Origin of the sequence: Sphaerotilus hippei (assembly GCF_003201595.1) — a bacterium.
Taxonomy (GTDB): Bacteria; Pseudomonadota; Gammaproteobacteria; order Burkholderiales; family Burkholderiaceae_C; genus Sphaerotilus; species Sphaerotilus hippei.
On sequence record NZ_QJJS01000014.1, the window covers coordinates 57053 to 81814 of the forward strand.

Genomic DNA, 24762 nt, shown 5'->3' on the forward strand with positions numbered 1-24762 from the left:
CCATGGCCGATCGTGACCCGCTGCTGCTCGACGAGGATCTGCGCCGCTGGCGCCAGTGCGCACGGCGGCTGTGGCTGCACCACCGCGCGCCCGGGGCGGCCACGCCGCGGGCGACCCAGGCCGAACGGGCAGATGCCAGCCTGACCGGCGGCCCCGCGCCCGGCGAGGCGCTGCAGGCCTCGTGGCCGGGTGCGCGGGTGATCTCGGCGGTGGACGCGCCGCGCGACAGCGCCGCCTTCTGGCCCGACGCGCTGCAGCGCACCGCCCACGCCCTGGCGGCCGACCCGCCGCGGCCGCTGATCGGCGCCTGCCTGGTCGATGCGGCCCAGGGGCTGGTGGTCCGCATCGACCTGATGGTGCCGGGCCCGCGCGGCTGGCGCCTGGTGCGGGTGCGCCACGCCACCGTCGGCGACGAGATCGACGTCGACCATCTGGTGCTGTGGGCCGAGCTGCTCGAGCGCCAGGGCGTACCCGTCAGCGCCCTGACGCTGGCCCTGGTGGACACCGACTTCATCTACCCTGGCCACGGCCTCTACGCCGGCCTGTACCGCGAGGTCGACCTGACCGAGGCCCGGCCCGCCCGCGCCGGCTGGAACTGGCCCGCCGAGATGCGTGTGCTGCTGTCCGGACCGGACCCCGGGACGCCCTGCGGCAGCCAGTGCCACCGGCCCGAGCGCTGCCCCTGCCTGGACCACTGCAGCGCCGGGGCCCCGTCCGACGACCCGGCGCCACCGGTCGACCCCACGGTCAGCCTCGAGATCTTCGGCCGCGAGCAGGCCGCCCGGCTGCGCGAGACCGGCTGCCGCACGGCCCTGGACGTGCCGCCCGCGGCCCTGACGGCACCACGGCACCGGCGCGCCTGGCAGGCCGTTCACGCGCGGCACCTGGTGGTCGCCCCCGGAGCGCGGGACGTGCTGGCCGTGCAGCCCGGGCCACGCCACTTCCTGCGCTTCGAGACCATCGGCTTCGCCGTGCCGCCGTGGGCCGGCACGCGGCCCTACCAGGTGCTGCCCTTCCAGTGGAGCTGCGCCACCGAGCACACCCCCGGCGCGCCGCGGCGCGAGGCGCATTTCCTGGCCGGGCCGCGCGACGGTGATCCGCGCCGGGCCTTCGCCCTCAGCCTGCTCGAGGCACTGGGCAGCTGCGGCGCGGTGCTGGCCTACAACGCCGGCTTCGAGCGCAACCGGCTGCGCGAGCTGGCCATCGCCTGCCCGGACCTGGGCTCCGCGCTGGAGGCGCTGCAGCCCCGCATCGTCGACCTGTTCCAGCTGGCACGGGCGCACCTCTACCACCCGGCAATGGCGGGTTCGTGGTCGGCCCGCTCGGTCTTCGACGCGCTCGCGCCGGAGCTGGGCTGCGGCCGCTTCGAGGTGCTGGGCAGCCTGTCGCCGCTGGCCGCGTTCGCCCGCAGCCTGGGCCGGGGGCTCGACGCGCACGGCATCGCCACGCTGCAGGCCGCGCTGATCGACCATGGCCGACGTCAGACACTCGCACTGGTGCGCCTGACGGCGGCGCTGGAAACCGGCCAGGTGGCAGCCCCCTGACGCGAGCGACGACCTGGCCATGCCACAGGCGTTCCGGCGCTCGGCCACGCTCGACCGCGGGAGCGACACCGCCACGCTGGCGCACCCGCGCCAGCCGACGAGGCGCCGCTTCATGCTCGGCGATCTGCATGCCGACGTGAGCCGCTGCCGGACGACAGGCACAGGGGGCTGGCGAGGCGTTCGTCGAGGTAGCGCAGCACCCAGGCATCGACGCGCGGCAGGCAGCCCTGCAGCGCCTGCTGACCCTCGGGAATGGCGAAGTACAGCGGCTCGTGCAGGTAGGGGTCGCGCATCGCGGCGACATCGGCCGCGTCGTGGCTCAGGTCGAGATGCAGTCCGTCGATGTCGTTGTACTGGTGCTGGTAGTGGCCACGGATCGAGCCGCCGAAGAGCCGGCACATGAGCAGCGAGCCGTACTTGCAGGCCCCCGACAGATCCGGCGGCGGCACGGCCTCGCGCTGGGCTGCCCACTCGCACCACATGCGGAACATGAAGGCCTTGGCCAGCGGGAAATGCCCGGCGGCGTAGGTCAGCGCGCCGCTGCGGGGTCGACTCCAGTCCATCCGGTCTCCTTGGCTCATCGGTGCCTGCCGCGCAGGAAACATGCCCGTGTGCGGATCGACACGCCGATCCGCTCTTTCAGGGGGGAAGGGCGCATGGAAAGTGTCAGCATCTTGTAAACTAGGTGAAAACCCTAGTCACGAAAGGACTCACCATGTCCAGACCCGTCGAGCTCATCAAGGCTCTGTTCTCCTCCGGCACCGAAGCCGCGCTGCTGCCCATGAAGGTCTGCACCCCGCCCGCCGCCGTGCTGGGCCTGCCGTTCGACGCCCTGCGTGCCCAGTACGCCTGGGCCGTGCGTGCCGGCCTGGTGGAGCGTTCGCTGCTGGCCTCGAGCCGCTTCGAGCGCCAGCTCGCCGCCCTCGAGCAGATGGCCTACGGCCCCTTCGCCCGCCGCGTCTGAGCCGCCCGGACACCGGGCGCGGCCATGCCTCAGAGCGTGAAGCGCCACAGCTCGGGCCAGCGCTGGCGGTAGCGCCGCAGTTCCAGGCCCGCCTCGGGCAGCCAGGACTCGAGGGCCGCCCACACCAGCCGGCGCGAGGCCTCGTCCTCGCGCGAAAGGCGATCACCCAGTTCCTCCCAGCTCTGCCAGTCCACCCGGGGCAGGCGCGCGCGCACCGGCTCGGGCAGGTCGCGGGCGCTGTCGCACAGGGTGCGCAGATGGCGCAGGATCGCGGGCCGCGCCAGGCGCGACTGCTCGTACTGCGCACGATCGGCATCCCCCAGCAGCACCTGGATGCATGCGCCCGCCTCGAAGAGGCTGGTCAGCAGCGAAGCGACGTAGAGATCGCTGGCGGTCGCGTTCATGCAGGACCGACCAGTGCCACGCCATCCCGGTAGCCCGCACCCGCGACCAGACGCTCGCAGCGGATGCGGAAATGCCGCTCCATCGCCTCGGGCACGGGCAGTCGATCGGCGAAGGACGGCTGGTGGCTCAGCACCTGAGCCCGATGGGCCACCCAGGCGGACAGCAGCGCCGCACGGGCCTCGGCCTCGCTGCCGCCCACGCCGCGCCACACGTGGTCGTGCGTGATCATCTCGGCCAACACCAGCGCCAACGTCGTGGCGGGTGGCGCCGTCATTCGTCTTCCAGCAGCGGCCGGACCTCGTCGACCATGTCCGCCAGGATGTGCTTGGCGGTGTCGAACTGCGCGCTGGTCGGCGCGATCGCCACGCTGGTGGCACCGAACTCGCGACCGAGTCGGCGCACGCCCTCGGCCACGTCGGCGTGGCTGCCCACCAGCGAGCAGGCCATCAGCGCCTCGACGTCACCGGCCATCGAGCGGTGGGGATCGGCGCCCCAGCCGCGGGCCTGCGCACGCGCCACCAGGTCCTCGAAGTAGGGCCGCGCGATCGCCTCGGCCTGCTCGCGCGTGGCCGCCGGACAGGCAAAGCGGGCGATGACCAGGCCCGGATCGGCACGCCCTCCGGCAGCCCGGTGGCTGGCCAGCATCGCGCGGATGCGGGCATCGGTGTGGGTGGCCGCCGCGATCAGGCCCAGCCCTTCGCTGGCGGCCACGGCCAGCGACTGCGGATCGTCGGCCGCCAGCCACATCGGCCAGGGCACCTGCACCGGACGGGGCACGACCCTGCCCGAGGCCATCAGACGCCTGAGCTCGGCCAGGCTGCTGCGCAGCCACTTGCCGGCCTCGTCGGCGGCGATGCCGTGGGCCTTCAGCGTCTCGGGAAAGGCCCGGCCGCTGGCCACGCCGACCTGCAAGCGGCCCTTGCCGAGCAGGTCGAGCGTGGCCAGGTCCTCGGCCAGCCGCAGCGGCGCATGCAGTGCCGGCACCAGCGGCAGCGCGCCGATGCGGGCCTTGCTGGTCACGCCGGCCAGGTGGCCCAGCAGCGCGGTGATGGCACCGGTCGGCCAGGCCACGTCACCGTGCTGCTCGCCTATCCAGATCTCGTCGTAACCCATGCGATCGGCCTCGCGCACCAGCACGAACTGGCGGATCAGCGCCCGGCCATCCTCGACCGTCGGGTTCTCGAACAGGCACAGGCACGACAGCTTGGGATGCATGGGAAGGGCTCCTGGTCACGGGGTTCCCGTCCGATGTTGCAAGACGCGTGCAGCCGCCCGGGGCGCCCTCCGGGCCGGTCGGCCGTGGCACCCGCGACATTCACGACACGCCGCCCCGACCAGCCTGTCGGAAAGTCGACAGGCCCGACAGGCTCACGGCAGGAGCCAGGTCGGCAGCGCCGGCCGCAGCGGGTCGCCCTCAGGCGGGCTTGAGCTGGTCGAAGGTGCGCGCCATCTCGTCGGCATCGACCTCGTGCACCCGCGCGGCGGCCAGCGGATCCTCACCCCGCAGCCAGGCCGCCTCGGCGTCGGGCCGGGCCATCGCCAACTGCAGCGCGCCGTTGAGCTCGTGCATGCCCCAGGCCATCCCGGCGTCGCGCAGCGCCGACTGCATCGCGTTCTGCACCAGGCTGCGCACGGTCATGTGAGCCAGCGAGCAGGGCACCTCGGTCGAGCGGCCGGCCATCGCGTCGACACAGGCGCGCCGGTCGTGCGAGGCATGGCCGCGGCACGACAGCGGCCGCACCGGGTAGATCACGCACGCCCCCTGGGCCACGAACGGGCAGGGCTCGCGACGCTGCAGGCGCTCAGCCTCGGTGAGCCCGGCGGTGTGGCGGTCGGCACCGGCCAGCCGGGCCATCAGGTCGATGCCACGCGCCAGCAGGCCGGGCTGGACGGCGCGCAGGAACTGCGCGACCAGCAGCACCTCCGGCGTGGTGGCCGTGACGCGCAGGCTGCAGCAGGCCGCGCAGCCTCGCCCGCAGTCCAGCGCCGGTCCGCCCTCGGCCTGCAGTTCGGCATTGCGCTCGTAGCTGTCGATGGCCTGGGACAGCAGGGTGCGCACCAGCACCGACGGATCCGCGTCATCGGCACGGGCGTGCTCGAGGGTCTGCACGAAAGCGCCATGCTGCGCCTGGAAGAAAGCCAGCGGACCGGCATCGACAGCGTCATTCATGGCCGCACAGGCTAGCGGCGACCCGTCCGCGCGGCTTGACCTGCCGCAAGCTCCTGCTCCTGCACATGACCGCGGGCCTGGCTCCGGGGCCGCTCAGGGAAAGGACGGCGATGCCAGCGCGGCCGTGCTCACCCAGTCGCTGAAGGCCTCCACCTCGGGGCGCTTGCCATGGCGCGGCGGGTGGACCAGGAAGTGAGCCAGCACCTTGACCGACCACTCGGGCGGGAACACCGGGGCCAGCCGCCCCTCGGCCAGCAGCACGCCGGCGATGGTCGCGCTCTCCAGCGCCACGCCCAGGCCCTGGACCGCTGCATCCATCGCCAGCTGGGCCCGGTCGAAGCGCAGCGCGAACCGCTCGGGCCCCTGGTTCACGCCGCGGTCGGCCAGCCAGTCGGACCACTGCACCACGCTCACCGTGCTCTGGATCAGCGGCGTCTGCAGCAGGTCGGCCGGCGTGCGCAGGCGGTAGCGCTCGATGAAGGCCGGACTGGCCAGCGGCAGGATGTGCTCCTCGAACAGCGGGCGCACCAGCAGGTCGGGCCACTGCGGCCGGCCGTAGCGGATGTCGAGGTCGGCCTGGCCGAGCGCGAAGTCGCTGTGGGTCGGCGAAGCCGACAGGAACAGCGAGATGCCCGGATGCTGGGCCGCGAAATCCGCCAGCCGGGGCATCAGCCACAGGCTGGCGAAACTGGGGCTGGCGTGAACGTACAGGCTGTTGCGCACGCCCTGGCGCACGTCGTCGGTGGCCGCGCCGATGGCGCCCAGCGCCCCGGCCACGCGCCGCAGGTAGGCCTCTCCGGCGACCGACAGGCGCACGCCCTGGGCGCTGCGGTCGAACAGCTTGACGCCCAGGAAACCTTCCAGCTTGGCCACCTGGTGGCTCACCGCCGAGGCGGTCAGGCTGAGTTCGCCGGCGGCCAGCGCGAAGCTGCGCCGGCGGGCCACTGCTTCGAAGGCCTGCAGCGTGGCCAGAGGGGGGAGATGGGCCATGTCGGACACCGGTGAAGAGAGGGAGCCGGGCGGTACCGCCCGGTTGCATGACCGCCACGAGGGCGGCCGACCGTGCCAAGCGTGGTTTCCCTATGCTGCACAGCAGCATGACAAACCATCATCAAGCACTGAAATCTTATCGCTTGTCTTCATGTGGCCGGCGCCAAAGAATCCGCCCCATTCCATTCCCCCACCTGGAGACGAACGAATGCTGCTGAACAAGAAAGTTGCCGTGATCACCGGCGGCGCCGGCCTCAACGGCCTGGGTTTCTCCACCGCCCGCATGATGGCCGCCCAGGGCGCCCGGGTCGTGATCCTCGACCTGGCCGGCGCCAACCCGGCCGCCGCCGCCGCCCAGCTCGGCGAGGGTCACGTCGGCCTGGTCGCCGACGTGACCGACAAGGCCAGCTGCGACGCCGCCGCCGCCGCCGTGCTCGAGGCCTTCGGTCGCATCGACATCCTGGTCAACAACGCCGGCATCACCCAGCCGGTCAAGACGCTGGACATCACCGGCGCCGACTACGACCGCATCCTGGACGTGAGCCTGCGCGGCACGCTGTACATGTCGCAGGCCGTGATCCCCGCCATGCGCGCCCAGAAGGCCGGCGCCATCTGCTGCGTCTCGTCCGTCTCGGCCCAGCGTGGCGGCGGCATCCTGGGCGGCCCGCACTACTCGGCCGCCAAGGCCGGCGTGCTCGGCCTGGCCCGCGCCATGGCACGCGAGTTCGGCAACGACGGCATCCGCGTCAACTGCGTGACGCCGGGTCTGATCGCCACCGACATCAACAAGGGCCTGATCCCGGACGACAAGATGAAGGCCATCCTCGAAGGCATTCCGCTCAACCGCGTGGGCGTGCCTGACGACGTGGCGGGTTGCCTGGTCTTCCTGGCCAGCGACCTGGCCAAGTACCTGACCGGCGTGACCCTGGACGTCAACGGCGGCATGCTGATCCACTGAGTCCGCCGACCGGCGACCCCCCCGGCCTGCCGGCCCCTCGACGTCAGGGTATTGCGCAACGCGCAGGCCCTGGCGGGCAGAGATGATCCCCGCTGACAACACCCCGCCGCGCACGCACGTGGCGACACTGGAGACAAGACATGCAACGCAAGACCTTCACCCTGGCCGCTCTCGCACTGGCCGCGCTGGCCGCCCTGCCGGTGGCGCAGGCACAGACCGTCAAGCTGACGCTCGGGCACGGTGCGGCCCCCGGCAATCCGCGCCACGAGGCGTCGGTGAAGTTCGCCGAGGTGGTGAAGGCCCGCTCGGGCGGGCGGGTCGAGGTGCAGGTGTCGCCGTCGGCGCAGCTGGGCGACGACGCGGCGATGGTCACCGCGATGCGCACCGGCGCGCTCGACCTGTCGGCCAACTCGCAGGGTGCGGTGGCCGCGGTGGTGCCCGAGTTCGCGGCCTTCGGCATGCCTTTCCTGTTCAGCGGCCTGCCGCAGGCCTGGAAGGTGCTCGACGGCCCGCTGGGCCAGGAGCTGGCCGGCAAGGCGGCCGAAAAAGGCCTGGTCGTGCTGGGCTACTGGGACAACGGCATCCGCCACATGTCCAACAGCAAGCGCCCGATCCTCAAGCCCGAGGACCTGAAGGGCCTGAAGATGCGCACCCCGCCCGACGCGGTGACGGTCGACATCATGCAGAGCCTGGGCGCCGAGGCGCAGCAGATCAAGTTCGCCGAGCTCTACGTCGCGCTGCAGCAGGGCGTGGTCGACGGCCAGGAGAACCCGCTGATGAACATCCACGCCAGCAAGCTCTACGAGGTCAACAAGTTCATCTCGCTGACCGGCCACAAGTACGAGATGACGCCGCTGCTGATGAGCAAGCGCACCTGGGACCGCCTGGGTGAAGCCGACCGCAAGGTGCTCCACGAGGCGGCCGCCGAAGCCACCGCGCTGCAGCGCAAGCTGTCCCAGGAAGCCGACGAGAAGCTCGTCGCCGACCTGAAGTCCAAGGGCGTGCGCGTGGACGTGGCCGACAAGGCCGCTTTCGAGAAGGCCACCGGCACGGTGGACGACAAGTGGATGGCCAGCCCGATCGGCCCCTTCGTGAAGAAGGTGATCGCCGCTGCCCGCGGCAAGTGATCCACCACCGCTGACGCGTCCCAACCTGATCCCGCGGTGCGCCGGCCACGCCGGCGCACCGCCTCCGGAGATTCCGATGAAGTTGCTGGAACGAGGCATCGTCCTGACCTGCCAGACGGTGATGTGGATCTCCACCACCGTGATCTTCCTGATCCTCAGCGTCAACACGGTGCTGCGCTATTCGACCGGCAGCAGCCTGCAATGGGGCGCCGAGCTGCCCGAGCTGCTGTTTCCGTGGCTGGTGATGGCCGGCGTGGTCCTGGGTGCGGCCCACGGCTCGCACATCACCACCACCTTCCTCGTCGAGACCCTGCCCGCCAGCGTGCGCCGGGTCATCGCGCTGATCGTCTGGCTGACCGTCGCCGCGCTGTACGGCACGCTGGCTCGCGCCACCTGGAACATGCTGGAGATCGTGGCCGACGAGAAGAGCCCGATCCTGCAGGTGCCCGGCTCGGTCACCTACGGCTGCGTGATGGGCGGCATGGTGATGCTGTCGCTGCTGGCCCTGGTCTCGGCCTGGCGGGTCTGGTGCGACGGCCCGGCCGGCTCGACCGACGGCCACGCCCAGAACCCGCCGATCGACACCGCGCGCGACGCGGTCCACCTCGCCTGAACCGGAGCACGACATGACCGGATTGATCCTCATGGTGTTCGGCATCGGGGCTGTCGCCGCGATGCCGATCGCCCACGCCCTGCTGATGGCGGCCATGGCCGCCACCGCCAGCTCCGACCGCGTGCCGCTCGACCTGCTGGTGCAGCAGATGGTGGCGCAGGTGCAGAGCTTCCCGCTGATCGCGATCCCCTTCTTCATGCTCACCGGCTCGCTGATGATGGGCGGCAAGCTGGGCGAGTCGCTGATCGGCGTGCTCAGCTCGCTGATCGGGCGCTTCCACGGCGGCCCGGGCCAGGTCGGCGTGCTGTCGTCGACCATCTTCGGCGGCGTGTCGGGCTCGGCCGTGGCCGATGCCTCGGCCATCGGCTCGCTGCTGATCCCGTGGCAGAAGCGCCTGGGCTACCCGCCGGCGTTCTCGGCCGCGACGCTGGCCGCGGCGGCCACGATCGACATCCTGATCCCGCCGTCGATCCCGATGATCCTGTTCGCGCTCAGCTCCAACACCTCGGTGGCGGCGCTGTTCGTGGCGGGCATCCTGCCGGGCCTGCTGATGTGCGGCGGTTTCATGGCCGCCTGCTGGTGGGTGGGCAAGCGCCGCAACTTCCCGCGCGACACCCGCAAGCTCGAGTGGGGCCCGTTCAGCCGGCAGCTGCTCTACGCCTCGCCCGCGCTGGTGCTGCCGGTGCTGATCATCGTCTTCCTGCGCTTCGGCATCGCCACGCCCACCGAGGTCAGCGTGCTGTCCACGCTCTACGCCGGCGTGGTGTCGGCGGTGATCTACCGCGACCTGGGCCTCAAGCGACTGCACCATGCGGTCGTCGAGGCCGGCCTGGCCACCGGCGTGGTGCTGCTGGTGATCATGGCCTCGGCGGCCATCGGCTGGCTGCTGACCTTCGACCACATGCCCGACGGCGTGGTGGCCTTCGCCAAGGACTTCCTCGACAGCCCCTGGGCCATCATCCTGATGATGAACCTGCTGATGCTGGTCTGCGGCATGTTCATCGACCTGCCCGCGGCGGTGCTGCTGCTGACGCCGGTGTTCGTCCCGCTGGCCAACGCCATCGGCATGGACCTGGTGCAGCTGGGCATCATGATGACGGTGAACCTGGCCATCGGCCTCTACACCCCGCCGGTCGGCACGACGCTGTTCATCACCAGCGCGGTGGCCAAGGTCAAGGTCGGCGAGACGGTGCGCGAGCTGGGACCGTTCTACCTCGTCGCCTTCGGCGTGCTGGCCCTGGTGTCCTATGCACCGAGCCTGATCCTGGGCTGACCCGCCCATCCCCTCGAGATCCAGGAGAGAGTCCATGAACAGAGATTCGATGCCGGCTGCCGCCGGCAGGAATCGCATCGTCTCGGTGTCGGGTGCCCCCTACGACGGCTACCCCGCGCCGATGATGCTGGAGAGCCTGGCCCGCATCGGTGCCAGCCACGTCGAGCCGGCCTTCATCGTCGGCTACACCGAGCCCTTCGACGAGTCGGCCTTCCGGCCCGAGCGGGCGGTCGAATACGCCCGCTGGCTGGCCGACGCGGGCATCGGCTGCCACGCGCTGTCCTCGCACATCGACCTGGGCCGCCCGGACGCGCTGGCGGTCTTCACCGGGCGCATGCACTTCGCCGCCCGCATCGGCGCGCGGGTGATCAACACCAACGCCGCCGCCCGGGCCAACGAGACGCGCTTCTTCCAGAACATCGCCCCGCTGGCCCGGCTGGCCGAGGAACTCGGCCTGGTCATCGGCCTGGAGAACCCGGGCGACGGGTCGGACAACCTGCTCAACACCGCCGCCGACGCCACCGCGCTGCTCGAGCGCATCGGCCACCCGCGCGTCGGGCTGAACTACGACGCGGGCAACACCATCTCGCACCGCCCCGGCGTGCCGGCGGCCGACGATGCGCTGGCGGCGATGGCGCAGTGCGTGCACACCCACGTGAAGGACGTGCGGCGCACGGCGCAGGGCTGGTTCTTCACGGCGCTGGGTGAAGGCGACATCGGCTGCGACCGCATCGTGCAGGCCATCGCCGGCACGTCGCTGAGCCTGTCCATCGAGATCCCGATGCGCCTGCACCGCGGCCCGGACGCCCAGCCCAGCCGCCTGGCCTGGCGCGTGCCGCTGACCGACATCGAGGCGCGCCTGTCGGCCGCGCTGAAGTTCGTCGACCACCACCTGTCGACCGTGGAGCAGACCGCATGAACATCCCCCCATCCGAGGCCCTCGACGACGTCGCCGAAACCGACCGGCAGGCGCTGCTGAGCGCCCTGCGGGCGCGGGCCCGCCGCATCCGCCGCCTGGCGGTGCGCATGGGCGCGGTCCAGGGCCAGGGCTACGTCGGCCAGGCGCTGGGCGTGGCCGACCTGCTGGCCGTGCTGCACGGCCATGTGCTGCGCTTCGATCCGGCCGAACCGCGCTGGCCCGGTCGCGACCGTTTCCTGCTGTCCTGCGGCCACTACGCGATCGCGCTCTATGCGGCGCTGATCGAGTCCGGCGTCATCCCCGACGCGGAACTCGAGACCTACGGCAGCGACGACAGCCGCCTGCCGATGAGCGGCATGGCCAGCTACACGCCCGGCATGGAGATCTCCGGGGGATCGCTCGGCCAGGGGCTGACCATCGCCGTGGGCATGGCCCTGGGCCTGCGCCACAAGGGCAGCGACCGCTGGGTCATCAACCTGATGGGCGACGGCGAGCTCGACGAAGGCTCGACCTGGGAAGCCGCCCAGGCCGGCGCGCACCACCGCCTGGGCCGGCTGATGGCCATCGTCGACGCCAACAACATGCAGGCCGACGGCCCGTCCAGCGACGTGATGCGCTACGAGCCGCTGGTCGACAAGTGGGTCGCCTTCGGCTGGCGGGTGCGGCGGGTCGACGGCCACGACGTGGCCGCGCTGGTCGAGGCCTTCGACGACCTGCAGCAGGGCCCGGGCGATGCACCCTGCATGTTGATCGTGGACACCCGGCTCGGCCGGGGCGTGCCGTTCCTGGAGGGCCGCGAGAAGGCCCACTTCATCCGCGTCGACCCGCATGAATGGGATCTGGCGCTGGAAGCCCTGGCTGTCGAGGAAACCCCCGCATGAACTCCGCCGTCTCCACCCCGACGAGGCTCAAGACCTCGGCCATGATCGCCTCGATCGCCGCCGAGGGCCAGCGCACCGTGGCGGCCCCGTTCGGCCACGCGCTGGCGGCACTGGCCGAGAGCCGGCCACAGATCGTCGGCCTGAGCGCCGACCTGGCCAAGTACACCGACCTGCACATCTTCGCGCGGCAGCACCCGCTGCGCTTCTTCCAGATGGGCATGGCCGAGCAGATCCTGATGGGCGCGGCCGCCGGCCTGGCCCATGAAGGCTTCATCCCGTTCGCCACCACCTACGCGGTGTTCGCCACGCGGCGGGCCTACGACTTCATGCACCAGGCGATCGCCGAAGAAGGCCTGCCGGTCAAGATCGTCGCCGCGCTGCCCGGCCTGACCACCGGCTACGGGCCCAGCCACCAGGCCGCCGAAGACCTGGCGCTGATGCGCGCCATGCCCGGCATGACGGTGATCGACCCCTGCGACGCGCACGAGATCACGCAGGCCGTGCCGGCGATCGCCGCGCACGACGGCCCCGTCTACATGCGCCTGCTGCGCGGCCAGGTGCCCTGCGTGCTGGACGAATACGGCTACACCTTCGAGCTGGGCAAGGCGAAGATGCTGCGCGACGGCCGCGACGTGCTGATCGTCTCCACCGGGCTGATGACCATGCGCGCGCTGGAGGTGGCCGAGCAGCTGCGAGGCGACTCGGTCGACGTGGCGGTGCTGCACGTGCCCACCCTCAAGCCGCTGGACGAGGCGGCCATCGTGCAGGCCTGCGCCCGCGAAGGCCGGCTGGTGGTGGTGGCCGAGAACCACACCGTCATCGGCGGCCTGGGCGAAGCCGTCGCCGGCGTGCTGATGCGCCACCGCGTGATGCCGGCCGGCTTCCACCTGGCCGGCCTGCCCGACGAGTTCCTGGCCGCCGGGGCGCTGCCGACGCTGCACGACCGCTACGGCATCTCGCGCGAGGTGCTGGCCCGGCGCATCCAGGGCTGGCTGGGCTGAAGCGGGACGCCGCCGCGCCGCGCCGCTCAGTCGGTGTCGGTGTCGGTGTCGGTGTCGGTGTCGGTGTCGGTGTCGGTGTCGGTGTCGGTGTCGGCAACGGCAACGGCAACGGCGTGGCCGAGCACGCGCCTGAGCCGCTGCACCAGCGCCATCAGCGCCGCGTGCAGCCGCTGCGCCTGCTGCTGCCGCGCCGGCTCGTCGGCCAGCGTGTCGTGGCCGGCCTCGAATTCGGCCAGATCGGCCTCCAGCCGCACCGCCCCGAGCGTGGCGCAGGCGCTGCGCAGCGACTGGCTGGCCTGGCGCCAGTCCGGCGCCCGCGTCAGCAGCGCCGGCACGCCGTTCGCGTAGGTGCGCACGAAACGCTCCAGCATGCGCTCCAGCGCCGGCAGGCGCCCGCCGACATGGCGCAGCGCGCCGTCGGCGTCGTAACCCTCCAGCATGGACAGCCGCTCGAACAGGCCGGCGGCGCCGCCCGCCGCCGGGCCGGGCTCCACGGCGTCAGCGGCCGCGGGCAGCGGCAGCCAGTGCAGCAGCGCGGCGTACAGGCGCGGCAGATCGACCGGCTTGGCCAGGTGGTCGTTCATGCCGGCGGCCAGGCAGGCCGCCCGGTCCTCGCCGAAGGCGTTGGCCGTCATCGCGATGATGGGCAGGGACCGGCCGTCGCGGGCCCGGATCAGCCGGGTGGCCTCCAGCCCGTCCATCTCGGGCATCTGCATGTCCATCAGCACCAGGTCGTAGGCGCGGGTGCGGGTCAGCTCGACCGCACGGGCGCCGTGCTCGGCGCTTTCCACCACCAGGCCGACCGCACGCAGCAGCTCGACCGCCACCTCGCGGTTGATCGGGTTGTCCTCGACCAGCAGCACCCGCTGGCCGGCATGGCGCCTGCGCAGCAGGTTCTCGTCCTCGGCCCTGGCCACCTCCGGCGCCGCGGCGGGCGCCGGGGCGCCACGGCGGCGCAGCACCTGGACCAGCCCGTCGTGCAGCGCCGACGGCGTGATCGGCTTGACCAGCACCGCGTCGCACCGGGCGCCACGGGCCTGCTGCCACATCAGCGGCTCGTCGAAGGCCGTCACCAGGATGCTCGGCGGCATGCCCTCGCCCAGCGTGCGGCGCAGGCGCAGCAGGGTCTCGGCGCCGTCCATCGGCTCCATGCGCCAGTCGACCAGCACCACGTCGAAGGGCTGGCCGCGGGCCATCGCCTCGTCCACGCAGGCCAGCGCGGCCGCCCCGTCGGCCCGGGCCTCGACCTGCAGCCCCAGGTCGACCAGGCGCTCGCCGAGCACGCTCAGCGCTTCGGGCAGGTCATCGACCAGCAGCGCGCGCAGGCCGGTCAGCGGAATCGGCGCGGCCCGCTCGCCCGCCTCGGCGGCTCGCCCCAGCCAGGCGGTGAACCAGAAGCGGCTGCCCTGGCCGGGCTGGCTTTCCACCCCGACGTCACCGCCCATCAGCTGGGCCAGGTGGCGGGTCAGTGCCAGGCCCAGGCCGGTGCCGCCATGGCGGCGCGAGGTCGAGGTGTCGGCCTGCTCGAAGGCCTGGAACAGGCGGCCGATCTGCTCGGCGGCGATGCCCTCTCCGGTGTCGCTGACCTCGAAGCGCACCTGCACCCGCTCGCCCTGTTCACGCAGCAGCTCGCCCCGCAGGCGCACCCAGCCCTGCTCGGTGAACTTGACGGCGTTGCTGAGCAGGTTGATCAGCGCCTGCGACAGCCGGGTCGCGTCTCCGCGCAGGTGGGCCGGCAGGTGGTCGGTGTCGAGCACCAGCTCGAGCCGCTTCTCGCGCGCCCGGGCCGAGACCATGTCGAAGCTGCGCGCCAGCAGCTGGTCGGTCGCGAACTCGGTCTCCTCGAGCACCATCTTGCCCGCATCGATCTTCGACAGGTCGAGGATGTCGTTGATGATCTGCAGCAGGTGGCGGGCCGCGTCGTCGATCTTGCCCAGGCGCTCGTGGTGCAGGCTGTCGCCGCTGTCGCGCAGCAGCAGGTGGGTCAGGCCGAGGATGGCGTTCATCGGCGTGCGGATCTCGTGGCTCATGTTGGCCAGGAAGGCGCTCTTGGCGCGGGTGCTCGCCTCGGCCTCGTCGGCCCGGCGCGCCAGCTCGAGCTGCATCCGGGCGATCTGGCGCTCGCTGGCCTGGCGCTCGCTGTCGTCCACCATCGTCGCGCGGCTGGAGACCAGCCGGCCCTGGTCGTCGTGCTGCGGATCGGCGCTGATGCGCACCGGCAGCAGCTGGCCGTCGGGCCGCACGACGTCGTAGGCGAGGTCACGGGCCCGGCCGCCGAGCAGCCGCTCGGTGAAGTGCCGCCGGTAGGCCGCACGGCTGTCGGCGTCCATCCAGGCGTCCAGGGGCTGGCCCACGACGGCCTCGCGGCGGCAGCCCAGCAGCGTCAGCGCGGTCTCGTTGACCGACGTGACGCGGCCGTCGGGGTCGAGCCCGAGGTAGCCGCATGGGGCGTGGTCGTACAGGTCGGTGATGGCCTGAGCGCGCTGCGCCAGCGCCTGGTTGGCCACGTCGAGCTCGGCGGTGCGCTCGCGCACCTGGGCCTCGAGGCGGCTGTGGTGCTGCTCCAGCGCCTGCTGGGCCCGGACCTGGGCGGTGATGTCCTCGGTCGACAGGATCAGCCCGCCGACCTCGCCCTGTTCGTCGCGCCAGCCCACCAGGGCCGAGCGCCGCCAGGTCTCGCGGCCGTCGGGCGTGTAGCGCAGCCCCTCGCTGCGGGTCGGCGGCCCGCCCTCGAGGATGGCCCGGTGGAGCCGCTTGCCCTCCTCGGGGATCTGCGGGTTGAGCACGTAGTGGTTCATGCCGGTCACGTCGGCATGGCCCTGGCCGTACTCGGCCAGCCAGCGGGCGCTGGTGGCCAGGTAGTTCATGTCGCGGTCGAACATCGCGATGCTGTGCGGCGCATGCCGGATGAACTGGTGCAGCTGCTCGCGCGAGGACTGCAGCGCCTGCTCGGCCGCCTTGCGCACGCTGATGTCGCGGTGCACGCCGACCAGGCCCAGCGAGCTGCCGTCGGGCCCCAGGATGCGGCGCCCGCTGGTCTCGGCCCAGAACACGCTGCCGTCGCGGCGCCGGTAGCGCATCTCGTAGGGCGCGCCCGCATCGACCGCGCCGGCCGGGAAGCGCTGCTGCCCCATGCTCGCGTAGTCGGCCGCATCGGCGTACAGGAACTCGGTGGTGCGCCCGACGACCTCCTCGGGGCCGTAGCCGAACATGCGCACGAAGGCCGGGTTGACCCGCTGGATGCGGCGGTCGTCGCCGGCGAAGACCAGCGCATCATTCAGGCCCTCGAACATGGCCTGTAAGGTGGCGTCGCTGTGGCGCAGCGCGGTGGCCGCCTGGTGCTCCCGGCGGGCGGCGTCGCGTGCGTCACGCACCAGCGCGCGGTGCATCAGGCGGGCGTTGATCAGCAGGGCCAGCATGATCAGCGAGCCCAGGATCGTGATCGGCCGGGTGAAGGCGCCCGGGTAGCTCAGCAGCACCAGCGACACCGACAGCAGCAGCGTCAGCAGGGCCACGCGCAGCCGGCTGATCGAGAGCGCCAGCACCAGCGGAATCCACAGGCCCTGCGGCACGGCCGGCTGGGTGAAGGCCGCGGGCTCGAAGATGAACGGGATGGCCCCGGCCATCACCAGCGGGGCCGCGTCGGCCGCCCAGCGCCGGCCGCGCCCGTAGAGCCAGGCCAGCAGCAGCATCAGCACGGCCACCGTCGCCAGGGCCAGCGTGCGGGCCTGCAGCCAGCCCGCCTCCGACACGACCGGTCCCCGGCGCCCCAGCAGCTCCGGCAGCAGCATGGCCGTCACCAGCAGCGCGCAGCCCCACAAGGTGGCCCGCGTCAGCCGCCGGGCATTCAGATCCAACTTGAGCACTCGGCCCTCCCCATCACGTCACCCGTGCGCCCCTCGGCACGCACTGCGGCACATGTTGCCGCAGTTTCAGCGCAGGGCGGCGCCCGGGACCGTGAAGAAGCCCTGGACCGGGCCGCAGGCTCAGGTGGCGCTGGCCTTGCGCAGGATCACGTAGAGCTCGTCCTTCAAGTGCAGCTTGCGCTTCTTCAGCGCCTCGATCTCCTCATGGGTCGCCGGTTCGATGCGGTTCTCCATGTTCTTGATCTTCTGGTCCAGCTCGTTGTGCTGGTCGAACAGGTGCTGGAAGTGATGGTCGGAGGTCTTCAGGCGGGAGATCAGGTCGCGGTACTCGGGGAACATGGCAACTCCTTGAAAGGATGGAAGGGAAGATGGACTGCACCCAGCCTAAGCCGGCGGCCCCGGACCGGCCTTGACATCGGACAGGGTCCGGCGAGAGGACCGGTGCGTCGATGCCCTCGCGGCGCCTGCCCATAATGCAGGCCCGCCTCACGAATGCACGAATGCAGGAACGCACGGCCGACGCCATGAGCACCGACACCGACCTCATCCCCCTGCCGGCCACCCCGCCGGGCCGCTACCGCCACTACAAGGGCGGCGACTACGAAGTCATCGGCGTGGCCCGCCACAGCGAGACGCAGGAGCCGCTGGTCGTCTACCGCCCGCTGTACGACGACTCCGGCTGGTGGGTGCGCCCGCACGCGATGTTCTTCGGCACCGTGGAGATCGACGGCCGCAGCGTGCCGCGCTTCGCGCCGATGGCGGCCGGCTGAACCCGCACCCACTCCCGGGCACCGGACACCCGCCCGGGCGCGGACCTCAGACGGGAGCCGCCTCGATCACCCGCCGCACCCGCTCCAGGGCGGGCCGCAGCTGGTGCAGCTCGACCGAGCCGAGCGCCAGGCGCAGCGCATGCGGCACCTGGGCGGTGCTCGCGTAAGGCTCGGCCGTCGACACCAGGATGCCCTCGCGCAGCAGCGTCATCGCCACCTGGTCGGCACGGACCTCCTCGGCCAGGGGCAGCCAGGCGAAGTAGGACGCCGGGTGGCGCATCCATGCGAAGCCGGCGAACACCTCGGCGGCGATGCGCTGGCGGGCCCTCGCGTCGCGTCGCTTGGCCGCCTCGAGCCGGGTGACGGTGCCGTCGTCCAGCCAGCGGCAGGCCATCGCCGTCATCACGCCGGGCGTGTTCCAGGTGGTGGCACGGATGGCCCGCTCGATCCTCGACACCCACGGCGCCGGGGCCGCGACGAAGCCGACGCGCAAGCCGGTCGCCACGCTCTTGGACAGCCCCGAGACGTACACCGTCGCCTCCGGCGCCAGCGCGGCCAGCGGCGCGGGCGGATCGGCATCGAGGAAGGCGTAGGCCGCGTCCTCGATGAGCAGCAGGCCGTGCCGGCGCACGATCTCCACCAGCTGCCGCCGCCGGCCCGCCTCCATCACCCAGCCCAGCGGGTTGTGCAGCGTCGGCATGGCGTAGACGGCCCGCACGTGGCGGCGCCGGCACCCGGCCTCCAGCACGTCCAGGTCCGGGCCCTGGCCCGCGGCGGGGATCGCCAGCAGTTCCAGGCGATGGGCCTCGGCGAGCACCTTGAAGCCCGGGTAGGTCAGCGCGTCGACCGCGACCACGTCGCCGGGCTGCAGCAGCGCCATCACCGTCGTCGCCAGCCCGTGCTGCGCCCCGTCGACGATGGCCACCTGCGACGCCGTCAGCGCCAGGCCGCGGCTCGCCAGGTGGCGCGCCACGGCGTCGCGCTCGTGGGGACGGCCGCCGTGCGGCTGGTAGCGCAGCAGCGCCTCCAGATCACCGCAGGACGCCAGCTCGCGCAGCGCCGAACGCAGCAGGTCGGCCTGGCCGGGCAGCGACGGGTGGTTGAAACCCAGGTCCGTCAGCCCCGGCGCGGCGGCGGGCCGGTCGATGCCCAGGCCGCGTGGCAGCGACGTCTCGCGCACGAAGGTGCCACGCCCCTGCTCGCCGGTGACCAGGCCCATGGCCTCGAGCTCGGCATAGACACGGCTCGCGGTGACCAGCGCCAGGCCTTCCCTGGCGGCCAGCGCCCGGTGCGTGGGCAGGCGGGTGCCCGGCGCCAGACGGCCGCCCCGGATGTCGGCCGCCAGCGTGTCGACCAGCGTCTTGTAGCGAGCATGGGCCATGCGTCAATGCATCCATGACAATCATTTGATTGTATTGCTTGCGATGCCCAGAACAGCGTGGTGCTGGAAGCCCAGGCCACGCTGCACGAGGCCTGCAGCGCCGACGTGGTCCTCGTGGGCAGCGGCCTGCAGACGCGTGAAGTCGCCGACGTGCTGGACCAGCCCTTCGTGGCCCGCGGCAACGTGGCCACCGCGGGCGGCTGCCTCGCGTCGGTCTACCTGGCCGCCTGGGTGATCGCCCGGCAGGAAGGGGTCGACGCGGCCCGCAGCGCGATCCACGACGTCGCCCCGGTGGGGGAGAAGGAGGAGCATGTCGAGCGGGCGATGCGCCACGTCATGCCCTTCCTCGGCGCGCCGGCCTGATCCCGCCGCGGCAGGGCTGGCGAACGGGTGGAGCGGCGGGGCTGCCGCGCTAACGAGCGTGAAAAGGTGCGATCACCGTGACGTCAATGGCTTGACCATCACGCACGTAAGGCTGGTATTGCGCCTTCCATGCCGCCTTGACGAAAGCTTCATCCAGATTGGTGTGACCACTGGATTCCAGGCGATCGACTTTCTGCGCGCGGCCGTCGCTGTCGACATGGATGCGCAGGACGCAGGTCCCGGCAGGCCGCCCGTTCGTGATGTTGTAGAAGTAAGAAATGGCCATGGGCTTGACCGGCTTCACCTCTTCGATGGCGACGACGGTCGCGGGCCACGGCACGCGTGCAGCCGGCGGGGTGGCACAACCCGCCAGCATGGCAACGCAGCACGCCAACGGCAGCGACACTTGCTTCAAGAACATTCCCTGTACTCCTCTTGTTGAAAAGTTCGCTGACGATGATGAACAGCCAGGACGCCCCACGTCCCACACAGATGCGGAGACAGACAGGAGCCGCCGTCTAGCCCGTCACCCGCCAGATCACGTTGCCCACGTCATCGGCCACCAGCAGGGAGGCGCGGTCGGGGCCGATGGCGACGCCGACGGGGCGGCCCCGGGAGACCGTCTCGTCGGGGGCCAGGAAGCCGGTGAGCAGGTCGCGCGGGGGGCCGGCCGGTCGACCGTCGACGAAGGGCACGAAGATCACCTTGTAGCCGCTGAGGGTGCTGCGGTTCCAGGAGCCGTGCTGGCCGATGACCATGCCGTCGGGGAAACCGGGCAGGGTGCCGGCGGGCAGCCAGCACAGGCCGAGCGAGGCGGTGTGGCCGCCCAGCGCGTAGTCGGGCTCGAGGGCCTGGGCCACGGCGACGGGGTCCTGCGGCACGCGGTCGTCGACGGTGCCGCCCCAGTAGCTGTAGGGCCAGCCGTAGAAGCCGCCGTCGCGCACGGAGGTGAGGTAGTCGGGCGGGGTCTCGTCGCCCAGGCCGTCCCGTTCGTTGACCACGGTCCAGAGCTGGCCGGTGGTGGGCTCCCAGGCCAGGCCGACGGGGTTGCGCAGCCCGGCGGCGAAGATGCGGCGGTGGCCGCTGACCAGGTCCAGCTCGTGGATGCAGGCGCGGTCGACCTCGGCGTCCAGGCCGTCCTCGCCGATGTTGCTGAGCGAGCCCACGCCGATGTAGAGCTGCTGGCCGTCGGCACTGGGCAGCAGGCTGCGGGTCCAGTGGCCGCCGGGCTTGAAGGTGGTCAGCAGGCGCCCCGGGGCGGCGAGGCGGGTCGCGCCGGTGGCATAAGGAAAGGCGAGCACGCCGTCGGTGTTGCCGACGTAGAAGGTCTCGCCCAGCAGCGCCATGCCGAAGGGCTGGCTCAGGCCTTCGAGCAAGGTGGTGCGGACCTCGGCCACGCCATCCCCGTCGGCGTCGCGCAGCAGCGTGATGCGGTTGGGGCTGATGCCGGCGGCCGCCGCACGTTTCATCGTGCTGACCATCGCGTAGTCGAACAGGGAGTTGACGGCACCGGGCAGGAAGCAGGCCTCGGAGACGGTGACGTCGCCGTTGGGCAGCACGAGCATCCAGCGTGGGTGGTCGAGGCCGGTGGCGTAGGCCTGCACCTGCAGGCCGGGCGCGGCCACGGGCTTCTGCCCGGGACCCCAGCCCTGGGCGGTGGGCATCTTCAGCGTGGGCAGGCGGCCCTGCGGCCGGGCCTCGGGAATGGTGGGCGAGGGTCCCATCGCCGGGCGGGGCGTGCTGCCGTGCAGCCGCCGCCACACGATGGCCGCCTCGCCGACCCGGGCGACCACCCGGGCCATCACCTGCGCCAGAACACCGGATCCGCTCATGCCACCCCTCCTGTTGTCTGCACGCATGTTAGGCGCAAGTGCGCCCGGCGCCGCGTCGTGAACTCAAGCGGCCTTGCCGCCCCGCATCGCGTCATCCAGGTGCAGCACCGCCATCGCGTTGCTGGCGGTGGTCGCCAGGGTGTTGACGGTGCCGGTGCGCAGGCCGCCGAGCACGGCCGTGACCTTGCTCGATTCGGCGGCGATGGCGATGACGTTGGGGATGCGGCGCAGGTCGGTCGCGCTCAGGCCGACCACGCGGCCCTGGATCGGCGTCATCGCGGGCTGGCCGTGGATGTCGATGAAGTCGTAGCCCATCATGTCGCCGACGGTGCCCACCCGCTTGGCCTCGGCGATCTCCTGGGCGCTGAACCAGCCCATGCGCACCATGTTGCTGTCCTCGCTCATGTCGCCGATGCCCACCAGCGCGACGTCGGCGCGGCGCGCCTTGTCCAGACTCTGGCGCACGGTGTCGTTCTCGAGCAGGGCGGTGCGCACGGCGGGGTCGTCGATCATCGCCGGCGCGTAGAGGGTCTCGCTCTCGCCGCCGAAGCGGGCGGCCAGGCGGCGGCAGATGTGGTCGGGGTTCATCGTCTCGCCACCGCGGTAGCTGCCGCCGATGGCGCAGACGAAGGTGGCCGCCCGGCGGGTCGCGCTCATCGCATGCTCGCTGACCGCGCTGACGTTGCGGCCCATGCCGACGGCGACGATCGCGCCGTCGCTCAGGTTGCGGTCCAGCCAGGTGGCGACCAGGCCGGCCAGCAGCGCACGCTGCTTCTCCGGGTCCTGGTGGTCGACCGACAGCAGCGCCCGGCTGATGCCGAAGCGGCGCACCAGCTCACGCTCCAGGTCCACGGTGAGGGTCGGGTGGTGCTGCACCCGGATCTCGACGATGCCCAGCTCCTGGGCCCGCTTGAGCATGCGGCCCACGGTGGCACGGCTGATGCCGAAGCGGCGCGACAGCTCCTCCTGCGTCTGCCCGTCGACGTAGTACAGCGTGGCGATGCGGGTCAGCTCTTCCATCGACATGGACGAGGACGGGGCAGCGGTCTGCGGGGCACGGGGGCGAGGGGCTTCGGTCATGGAGCGTGATTGTGCGCGAGGGCTCGCCACGGCGGCCCCGGCGCACACCAGCACCCCGGGCGAGGCTCAGCGGCGGCGCAGGCGGTCCTCGTGGGCCGACAGCGCATCCAGCTTCGATTGCGAACGCGGTTCGAAGGAACTGCCGATGAAGGCCTGCACGATGGCCTTGGCCAGCTCCACTCCCACGACGCGCGCACCGATCGTGATGATCTGGGCGTCGTTGCTCTTGCTGGCACGCTCGGCCGAATAGGTGTCGTGGGCCTGCGCGGCGCGGATGCCCGGCACCTTGTTGGCCGAGATCGCCATGCCGATGCCGGTGCCGCAGAACAGCAGGCCACGCTCGGCCTCGCCGCGCGCCACGCCTTCGGCCAGCGCCACGCCGATGTCGGGGTAGAGCACCGGGGCGTTGTCGTGCGTGCCGTAGTCCTGCACCTCGTGGCCCTGGGCGGTCAGCTCGGCCTTGATGGCGTCCTTCATCTGGCAGGCGGCTTCGTCGCAGCCGATGGCGATCTTCATGACGGGTCTCCTGTGGGATGCCCGGCGCCCGCAGCGCACTGAGCATCTGATCTGTTGGTGAGCGGATTAGCGCATGCATCTTGCGCATTTGTCAAACGCATGATCATGTGATCACAGCCAGCAGACCCATCGCTCGGCGGCAGCTGAAGTCGATTTCCCTATGAAAGGCCTTTGAAAAGGGTGGTCACCGGGTATTCCCTGAGCCCATTCTCACGCAGCTTCAGGACTCACTCGCTTGCGCATCCGCTCATCATCAAATACATTTGATCAACATCAGAGCCCATGACCGAGCCGCGCCCATGTCAGCATCGGCCGCGCCGGCAGCCCCCAGGAGACAACCCCCATGGCCCTCAATCGTGTCATCAACAACCCCGACCTCGTCGTCGAAGACATGCTCACCGGCTGGCTGCATGCCCATGCCGACAGCGTCTGCGCGACCGACGAGAACCCGCGCGTGGTCAAGCGGGTGCAGTCGCCCGAGGCCGGCAAGGTCGGCGTGGTGACGGGCGGTGGCTCGGGCCATGAGCCGGCGTTCATCGGTTACGTCGGCGACGGCATGGTCGACGCGGTGGCGATCGGCGAGATCTTCTCGTCGCCCACCGCCCGCAGCTTCCTCGACGCGATGCGCGCGGCCGACGGCGGCGCGGGCGTGGCCTGCCTGTACGGCAACTACGCCGGCGACAACATGAACGTCAAGATGGCCATCCAGATGGCCGAGCGCGAGGGCATCGTCGTGCGCACCGTGGTGGCCAACGACGACGTGCCATCCGCGCCCAAGGGCGACGAGGCCCGCCGCCGCGGCGTGGCCGGCGAGATCTTCCTGTGGAAGGTGGGCGCGGCCAAGGCGGCCCAGGGCGCCAGCCTCGACGAGGTGATCGCCGCGTCGCGCAAGGCCATCGACCGCACGCGCAGCATCGGCATCGGCCTGTCGGCCTGCGTGATCCCGGCGGTGGGCCACGCCAACTTCACGATCGAGCACGGCACGATGGAAGTCGGCATCGGCCACCACGGCGAGCCCGGCATCGACGTGCGCGCCACCGCCAGCGCGGCCGAGATGGCCGAGATGATGTTGAAGGTGGTGCTGCCGGATCTGCCCTTCGGCCGCGGTGACCGCGTCGCGGTGCTGGTGTCGGGCCTGGGCGCCACGCCGCTGATGGAGCAGTACATCCTGTACGGCGAGATCCGCAAACGCCTGGCCGAGCAAGGCATCACGGTGGCCTTCAACCAGGTCGGCAACCTGTTCACCTCGCTGGAGATGATGGGCGTGACGCTGACGCTGATGCAGCTCGACGAGGAGCTGGAAGCCTGCCTGAAGCACCCCTGCCACTGCGTGGGACTGACGGTGGCGGGCCAGGCTTCGGCCGGCCGCGCCTACACCGGCTCGGCCACGGCGCGAGCGAGCGGTCCGGTGGCCACGCGCGCTGCAGTCGCCGCACGCACCGCGGTCGGCCCGGCGCTCGCGCTGGAAAGCACCGGCGCCCTGGTGCGCGACCTGATCGACACCATCGTCGCCAACCGCCAGTACCTCAGCGACATCGACGGCCTGATCGGCGACGGCGACCACGGCATCAACATGGCCAAGGGCTTCACCGGCTGCGGCACGCGGCTCGACGCGCTGGGCGACGCGGCGCAGTCGCTGCCCGCCGCGCTGGAGCAGCTGTCCAAGGCGCTGATGGACGACATCGGCGGCTCGATGGGCCCGCTCTACGGCAACTTCTTCCTCGGCTTCGTCAACACGCTGGAGCCGCACACCCTGCTGGACGCGGCGCTGTTCGGTGATGCGCTGGCCGCGGCGGTCGCCAACGTGCAGGCCATGGGCAACGCCCAGGTCGGCGACAAGACGCTGATGGACACGCTGATCCCGGCGCTGGCGGCGTTCCAGGCCGCGCATGCGGGCGGCGCCGACTTCAGCGCCGCCTTGTCCGCGATGAGCGCGGCGGCCGAGGCTGGCAAGGATTCCACGAAGGCGCTGCAGGCCCGCATCGGCCGCTCGGCCCGGCTGGGGCCGCGCTCGATCGGCGTGCTCGATGCCGGCGCCACCTCGTGCTGCCTGATCCTGCAGACGCTGGCGCGCTCGCTGCAGCAGCGCCTGGCGGGCTGACGCCGGCC

At 71.7% G+C, this 24762-nt stretch carries 24 protein-coding genes and 1 pseudogene; 12 read left to right on the top strand and 13 right to left on the bottom strand.

What is annotated here, in order from left to right; genetic code table 11:
• The first annotated feature begins 2 nt into the window (after positions 1-2).
• Positions 3-1544 carry a DUF2779 domain-containing protein gene (locus tag C7444_RS14450; RefSeq protein WP_110401556.1) on the top strand — a complete coding sequence of 514 codons (1542 nt, stop codon included), beginning with the start codon at positions 3-5 and terminating at the stop codon, positions 1542-1544.
• Between the two features lie 110 nt (positions 1545-1654).
• Here the strand turns inward: C7444_RS14450 and C7444_RS14455 are convergent, their stop codons facing one another.
• A complete protein-coding gene (locus tag C7444_RS14455) occupies positions 1655-2107 on the bottom strand; it encodes a transcriptional regulator (protein WP_110401557.1) in 453 nt (150 codons plus the stop codon).
• Between the two features lie 152 nt (positions 2108-2259).
• On the opposite strand from C7444_RS14455, the gene C7444_RS14460 reads away from it, so the two are divergent.
• Positions 2260-2508 carry a hypothetical protein gene (locus tag C7444_RS14460; RefSeq protein WP_110401558.1) on the top strand — a complete coding sequence of 83 codons (249 nt, stop codon included), beginning with the start codon at positions 2260-2262 and terminating at the stop codon, positions 2506-2508.
• 29 nt (positions 2509-2537) lie between these two features.
• Here the strand turns inward: C7444_RS14460 and C7444_RS14465 are convergent, their stop codons facing one another.
• From C7444_RS14465 to C7444_RS14485, 5 genes are all read right to left on the bottom strand, one after another.
• The gene (locus tag C7444_RS14465; protein WP_110401559.1) at positions 2538-2912 is read right to left on the bottom strand and encodes a ribonuclease HepT family protein; all 375 of its coding nucleotides are present in this window, start codon (positions 2910-2912) and stop codon (positions 2538-2540) included.
• Positions 2909-3187, bottom strand: coding sequence for a hypothetical protein (locus tag C7444_RS14470; protein WP_146219404.1), 279 nt, complete (start codon positions 3185-3187; stop codon positions 2909-2911). Before C7444_RS14470 ends, C7444_RS14465 begins: the two co-directional genes overlap by 4 nt.
• Positions 3184-4128, bottom strand: coding sequence for an LLM class flavin-dependent oxidoreductase (locus tag C7444_RS14475; RefSeq protein WP_110401561.1), 945 nt, complete (start codon positions 4126-4128; stop codon positions 3184-3186). The genes C7444_RS14470 and C7444_RS14475 overlap by 4 nt, the downstream gene beginning before the upstream one ends.
• A 199-nt stretch (positions 4129-4327) precedes the next feature.
• Positions 4328-5083 (bottom strand): YkgJ family cysteine cluster protein, encoded by a 756-nt coding sequence (locus tag C7444_RS14480; protein ID WP_110401562.1) that lies wholly within the window; start codon positions 5081-5083, stop codon positions 4328-4330.
• Positions 5084-5176: 93 nt separating this feature from the next.
• Positions 5177-6073 carry a LysR substrate-binding domain-containing protein gene (locus C7444_RS14485; RefSeq protein ID WP_110401563.1) on the bottom strand — a complete coding sequence of 299 codons (897 nt, stop codon included), beginning with the start codon at positions 6071-6073 and terminating at the stop codon, positions 5177-5179.
• A 208-nt stretch (positions 6074-6281) separates the two neighbouring features.
• Here C7444_RS14485 and C7444_RS14490 point away from each other — a divergent pair, with 208 nt between their 5' ends.
• From C7444_RS14490 to C7444_RS14520, 7 genes are all read left to right on the top strand, one after another.
• Positions 6282-7031, top strand: a complete 750-nt coding sequence (locus tag C7444_RS14490) for an SDR family NAD(P)-dependent oxidoreductase (protein ID WP_110401564.1) — start codon at positions 6282-6284, stop codon at positions 7029-7031.
• Between the two features lie 140 nt (positions 7032-7171).
• Positions 7172-8158: a TRAP transporter substrate-binding protein gene (locus tag C7444_RS14495; RefSeq protein ID WP_110401565.1), complete on the top strand. Its 987-nt coding sequence runs from the start codon at positions 7172-7174 to the stop codon at positions 8156-8158.
• A 76-nt stretch (positions 8159-8234) separates the two neighbouring features.
• Positions 8235-8771: a TRAP transporter small permease gene (locus C7444_RS14500; protein ID WP_110401566.1), complete on the top strand. Its 537-nt coding sequence runs from the start codon at positions 8235-8237 to the stop codon at positions 8769-8771.
• A gap of 13 nt (positions 8772-8784) precedes the next feature.
• Entirely contained in the window at positions 8785-10044 is a 1260-nt protein-coding gene (locus C7444_RS14505; protein ID WP_110401567.1) for a TRAP transporter large permease, read from the top strand.
• A gap of 34 nt (positions 10045-10078) precedes the next feature.
• Positions 10079-10963: a sugar phosphate isomerase/epimerase family protein gene (locus tag C7444_RS14510; RefSeq protein ID WP_110401568.1), complete on the top strand. Its 885-nt coding sequence runs from the start codon at positions 10079-10081 to the stop codon at positions 10961-10963.
• The gene (locus tag C7444_RS14515) at positions 10960-11844 is read left to right on the top strand and encodes a transketolase (RefSeq protein WP_110401569.1); all 885 of its coding nucleotides are present in this window, start codon (positions 10960-10962) and stop codon (positions 11842-11844) included. The genes C7444_RS14510 and C7444_RS14515 overlap by 4 nt, the downstream gene beginning before the upstream one ends.
• Positions 11841-12845 carry a transketolase family protein gene (locus tag C7444_RS14520; protein ID WP_110401570.1) on the top strand — a complete coding sequence of 335 codons (1005 nt, stop codon included), beginning with the start codon at positions 11841-11843 and terminating at the stop codon, positions 12843-12845. Before C7444_RS14515 ends, C7444_RS14520 begins: the two co-directional genes overlap by 4 nt.
• A 26-nt stretch (positions 12846-12871) precedes the next feature.
• Here the strand turns inward: C7444_RS14520 and C7444_RS14525 are convergent, their stop codons facing one another.
• Entirely contained in the window at positions 12872-16711 is a 3840-nt protein-coding gene (locus tag C7444_RS14525) for a PAS domain S-box protein (protein WP_146219405.1), read from the bottom strand.
• A 120-nt stretch (positions 16712-16831) separates the two neighbouring features.
• Positions 16832-17050: an HP1242/YdcH family protein gene (locus tag C7444_RS14530; RefSeq protein WP_110401572.1), complete on the bottom strand. Its 219-nt coding sequence runs from the start codon at positions 17048-17050 to the stop codon at positions 16832-16834.
• Between the two features lie 161 nt (positions 17051-17211).
• Here C7444_RS14530 and C7444_RS14535 point away from each other — a divergent pair, with 161 nt between their 5' ends.
• Positions 17212-17481, top strand: a complete 270-nt coding sequence (locus C7444_RS14535) for a DUF1653 domain-containing protein (RefSeq protein WP_375136937.1) — start codon at positions 17212-17214, stop codon at positions 17479-17481.
• Between the two features lie 46 nt (positions 17482-17527).
• Here C7444_RS14535 and C7444_RS14540 read toward each other — a convergent pair whose 3' ends face one another.
• The gene (locus C7444_RS14540) at positions 17528-18862 is read right to left on the bottom strand and encodes an aminotransferase-like domain-containing protein (RefSeq protein WP_110401573.1); all 1335 of its coding nucleotides are present in this window, start codon (positions 18860-18862) and stop codon (positions 17528-17530) included.
• Between the two features lie 45 nt (positions 18863-18907).
• On the opposite strand from C7444_RS14540, the pseudogene C7444_RS14545 reads away from it, so the two are divergent.
• Positions 18908-19225, top strand: a pseudogene (locus C7444_RS14545) (AraC family transcriptional regulator); the annotation flags it as partial.
• 49 nt (positions 19226-19274) lie between these two features.
• On the opposite strand, the gene C7444_RS14550 reads toward C7444_RS14545, so the two are convergent.
• From C7444_RS14550 to C7444_RS14565, 4 genes are all read right to left on the bottom strand, one after another.
• The gene (locus tag C7444_RS14550; RefSeq protein WP_110401574.1) at positions 19275-19646 is read right to left on the bottom strand and encodes an energy transducer TonB; all 372 of its coding nucleotides are present in this window, start codon (positions 19644-19646) and stop codon (positions 19275-19277) included.
• Positions 19647-19743: 97 nt separating this feature from the next.
• Complete coding sequence (locus C7444_RS14555) at positions 19744-21057, bottom strand: PQQ-dependent sugar dehydrogenase (protein ID WP_110401575.1); 1314 nt, start codon at positions 21055-21057, stop codon at positions 19744-19746.
• A 63-nt stretch (positions 21058-21120) separates the two neighbouring features.
• The gene (locus C7444_RS14560) at positions 21121-22137 is read right to left on the bottom strand and encodes a sugar-binding transcriptional regulator (protein WP_375136938.1); all 1017 of its coding nucleotides are present in this window, start codon (positions 22135-22137) and stop codon (positions 21121-21123) included.
• 66 nt (positions 22138-22203) lie between these two features.
• Positions 22204-22653 (bottom strand): RpiB/LacA/LacB family sugar-phosphate isomerase, encoded by a 450-nt coding sequence (locus C7444_RS14565; protein WP_110401577.1) that lies wholly within the window; start codon positions 22651-22653, stop codon positions 22204-22206.
• Between the two features lie 343 nt (positions 22654-22996).
• Between C7444_RS14565 and dhaL the strand changes: the two genes are divergently transcribed.
• Entirely contained in the window at positions 22997-24754 is a 1758-nt protein-coding gene (gene dhaL, locus C7444_RS14570; protein ID WP_110401578.1) for a dihydroxyacetone kinase subunit DhaL, read from the top strand.
• The last annotated feature ends 8 nt before the right edge of the window (positions 24755-24762 follow it).

Excerpts from the sequence above, each read along its gene's own strand:
- C7444_RS14450 (WP_110401556.1), top strand. The coding sequence starts at position 3 with ATGGCCGATCGTGACCCGCTGCTGCTCGACGAGGATCTGCGCCGCTGG.
- C7444_RS14455 (WP_110401557.1), bottom strand. The coding sequence starts at position 2,107 with ATGGACTGGAGTCGACCCCGCAGCGGCGCGCTGACCTACGCCGCCGGG.
- C7444_RS14460 (WP_110401558.1), top strand. The coding sequence starts at position 2,260 with ATGTCCAGACCCGTCGAGCTCATCAAGGCTCTGTTCTCCTCCGGCACC.
- C7444_RS14465 (WP_110401559.1), bottom strand. The coding sequence starts at position 2,912 with ATGAACGCGACCGCCAGCGATCTCTACGTCGCTTCGCTGCTGACCAGC.
- C7444_RS14470 (WP_146219404.1), bottom strand. The coding sequence starts at position 3,187 with ATGACGGCGCCACCCGCCACGACGTTGGCGCTGGTGTTGGCCGAGATG.
- C7444_RS14475 (WP_110401561.1), bottom strand. The coding sequence starts at position 4,128 with ATGCATCCCAAGCTGTCGTGCCTGTGCCTGTTCGAGAACCCGACGGTC.
- C7444_RS14480 (WP_110401562.1), bottom strand. The coding sequence starts at position 5,083 with ATGAATGACGCTGTCGATGCCGGTCCGCTGGCTTTCTTCCAGGCGCAG.
- C7444_RS14485 (WP_110401563.1), bottom strand. The coding sequence starts at position 6,073 with ATGGCCCATCTCCCCCCTCTGGCCACGCTGCAGGCCTTCGAAGCAGTG.
- C7444_RS14490 (WP_110401564.1), top strand. The coding sequence starts at position 6,282 with ATGCTGCTGAACAAGAAAGTTGCCGTGATCACCGGCGGCGCCGGCCTC.
- C7444_RS14495 (WP_110401565.1), top strand. The coding sequence starts at position 7,172 with ATGCAACGCAAGACCTTCACCCTGGCCGCTCTCGCACTGGCCGCGCTG.
- C7444_RS14500 (WP_110401566.1), top strand. The coding sequence starts at position 8,235 with ATGAAGTTGCTGGAACGAGGCATCGTCCTGACCTGCCAGACGGTGATG.
- C7444_RS14505 (WP_110401567.1), top strand. The coding sequence starts at position 8,785 with ATGACCGGATTGATCCTCATGGTGTTCGGCATCGGGGCTGTCGCCGCG.
- C7444_RS14510 (WP_110401568.1), top strand. The coding sequence starts at position 10,079 with ATGAACAGAGATTCGATGCCGGCTGCCGCCGGCAGGAATCGCATCGTC.
- C7444_RS14515 (WP_110401569.1), top strand. The coding sequence starts at position 10,960 with ATGAACATCCCCCCATCCGAGGCCCTCGACGACGTCGCCGAAACCGAC.
- C7444_RS14520 (WP_110401570.1), top strand. The coding sequence starts at position 11,841 with ATGAACTCCGCCGTCTCCACCCCGACGAGGCTCAAGACCTCGGCCATG.
- C7444_RS14530 (WP_110401572.1), bottom strand. The coding sequence starts at position 17,050 with ATGTTCCCCGAGTACCGCGACCTGATCTCCCGCCTGAAGACCTCCGAC.
- C7444_RS14535 (WP_375136937.1), top strand. The coding sequence starts at position 17,212 with ATGCAGGAACGCACGGCCGACGCCATGAGCACCGACACCGACCTCATC.
- C7444_RS14540 (WP_110401573.1), bottom strand. The coding sequence starts at position 18,862 with ATGGCCCATGCTCGCTACAAGACGCTGGTCGACACGCTGGCGGCCGAC.
- C7444_RS14550 (WP_110401574.1), bottom strand. The coding sequence starts at position 19,646 with ATGTTCTTGAAGCAAGTGTCGCTGCCGTTGGCGTGCTGCGTTGCCATG.
- C7444_RS14555 (WP_110401575.1), bottom strand. The coding sequence starts at position 21,057 with ATGAGCGGATCCGGTGTTCTGGCGCAGGTGATGGCCCGGGTGGTCGCC.
- C7444_RS14560 (WP_375136938.1), bottom strand. The coding sequence starts at position 22,137 with ATGACCGAAGCCCCTCGCCCCCGTGCCCCGCAGACCGCTGCCCCGTCC.
- C7444_RS14565 (WP_110401577.1), bottom strand. The coding sequence starts at position 22,653 with ATGAAGATCGCCATCGGCTGCGACGAAGCCGCCTGCCAGATGAAGGAC.
- dhaL (WP_110401578.1), top strand. The coding sequence starts at position 22,997 with ATGGCCCTCAATCGTGTCATCAACAACCCCGACCTCGTCGTCGAAGAC.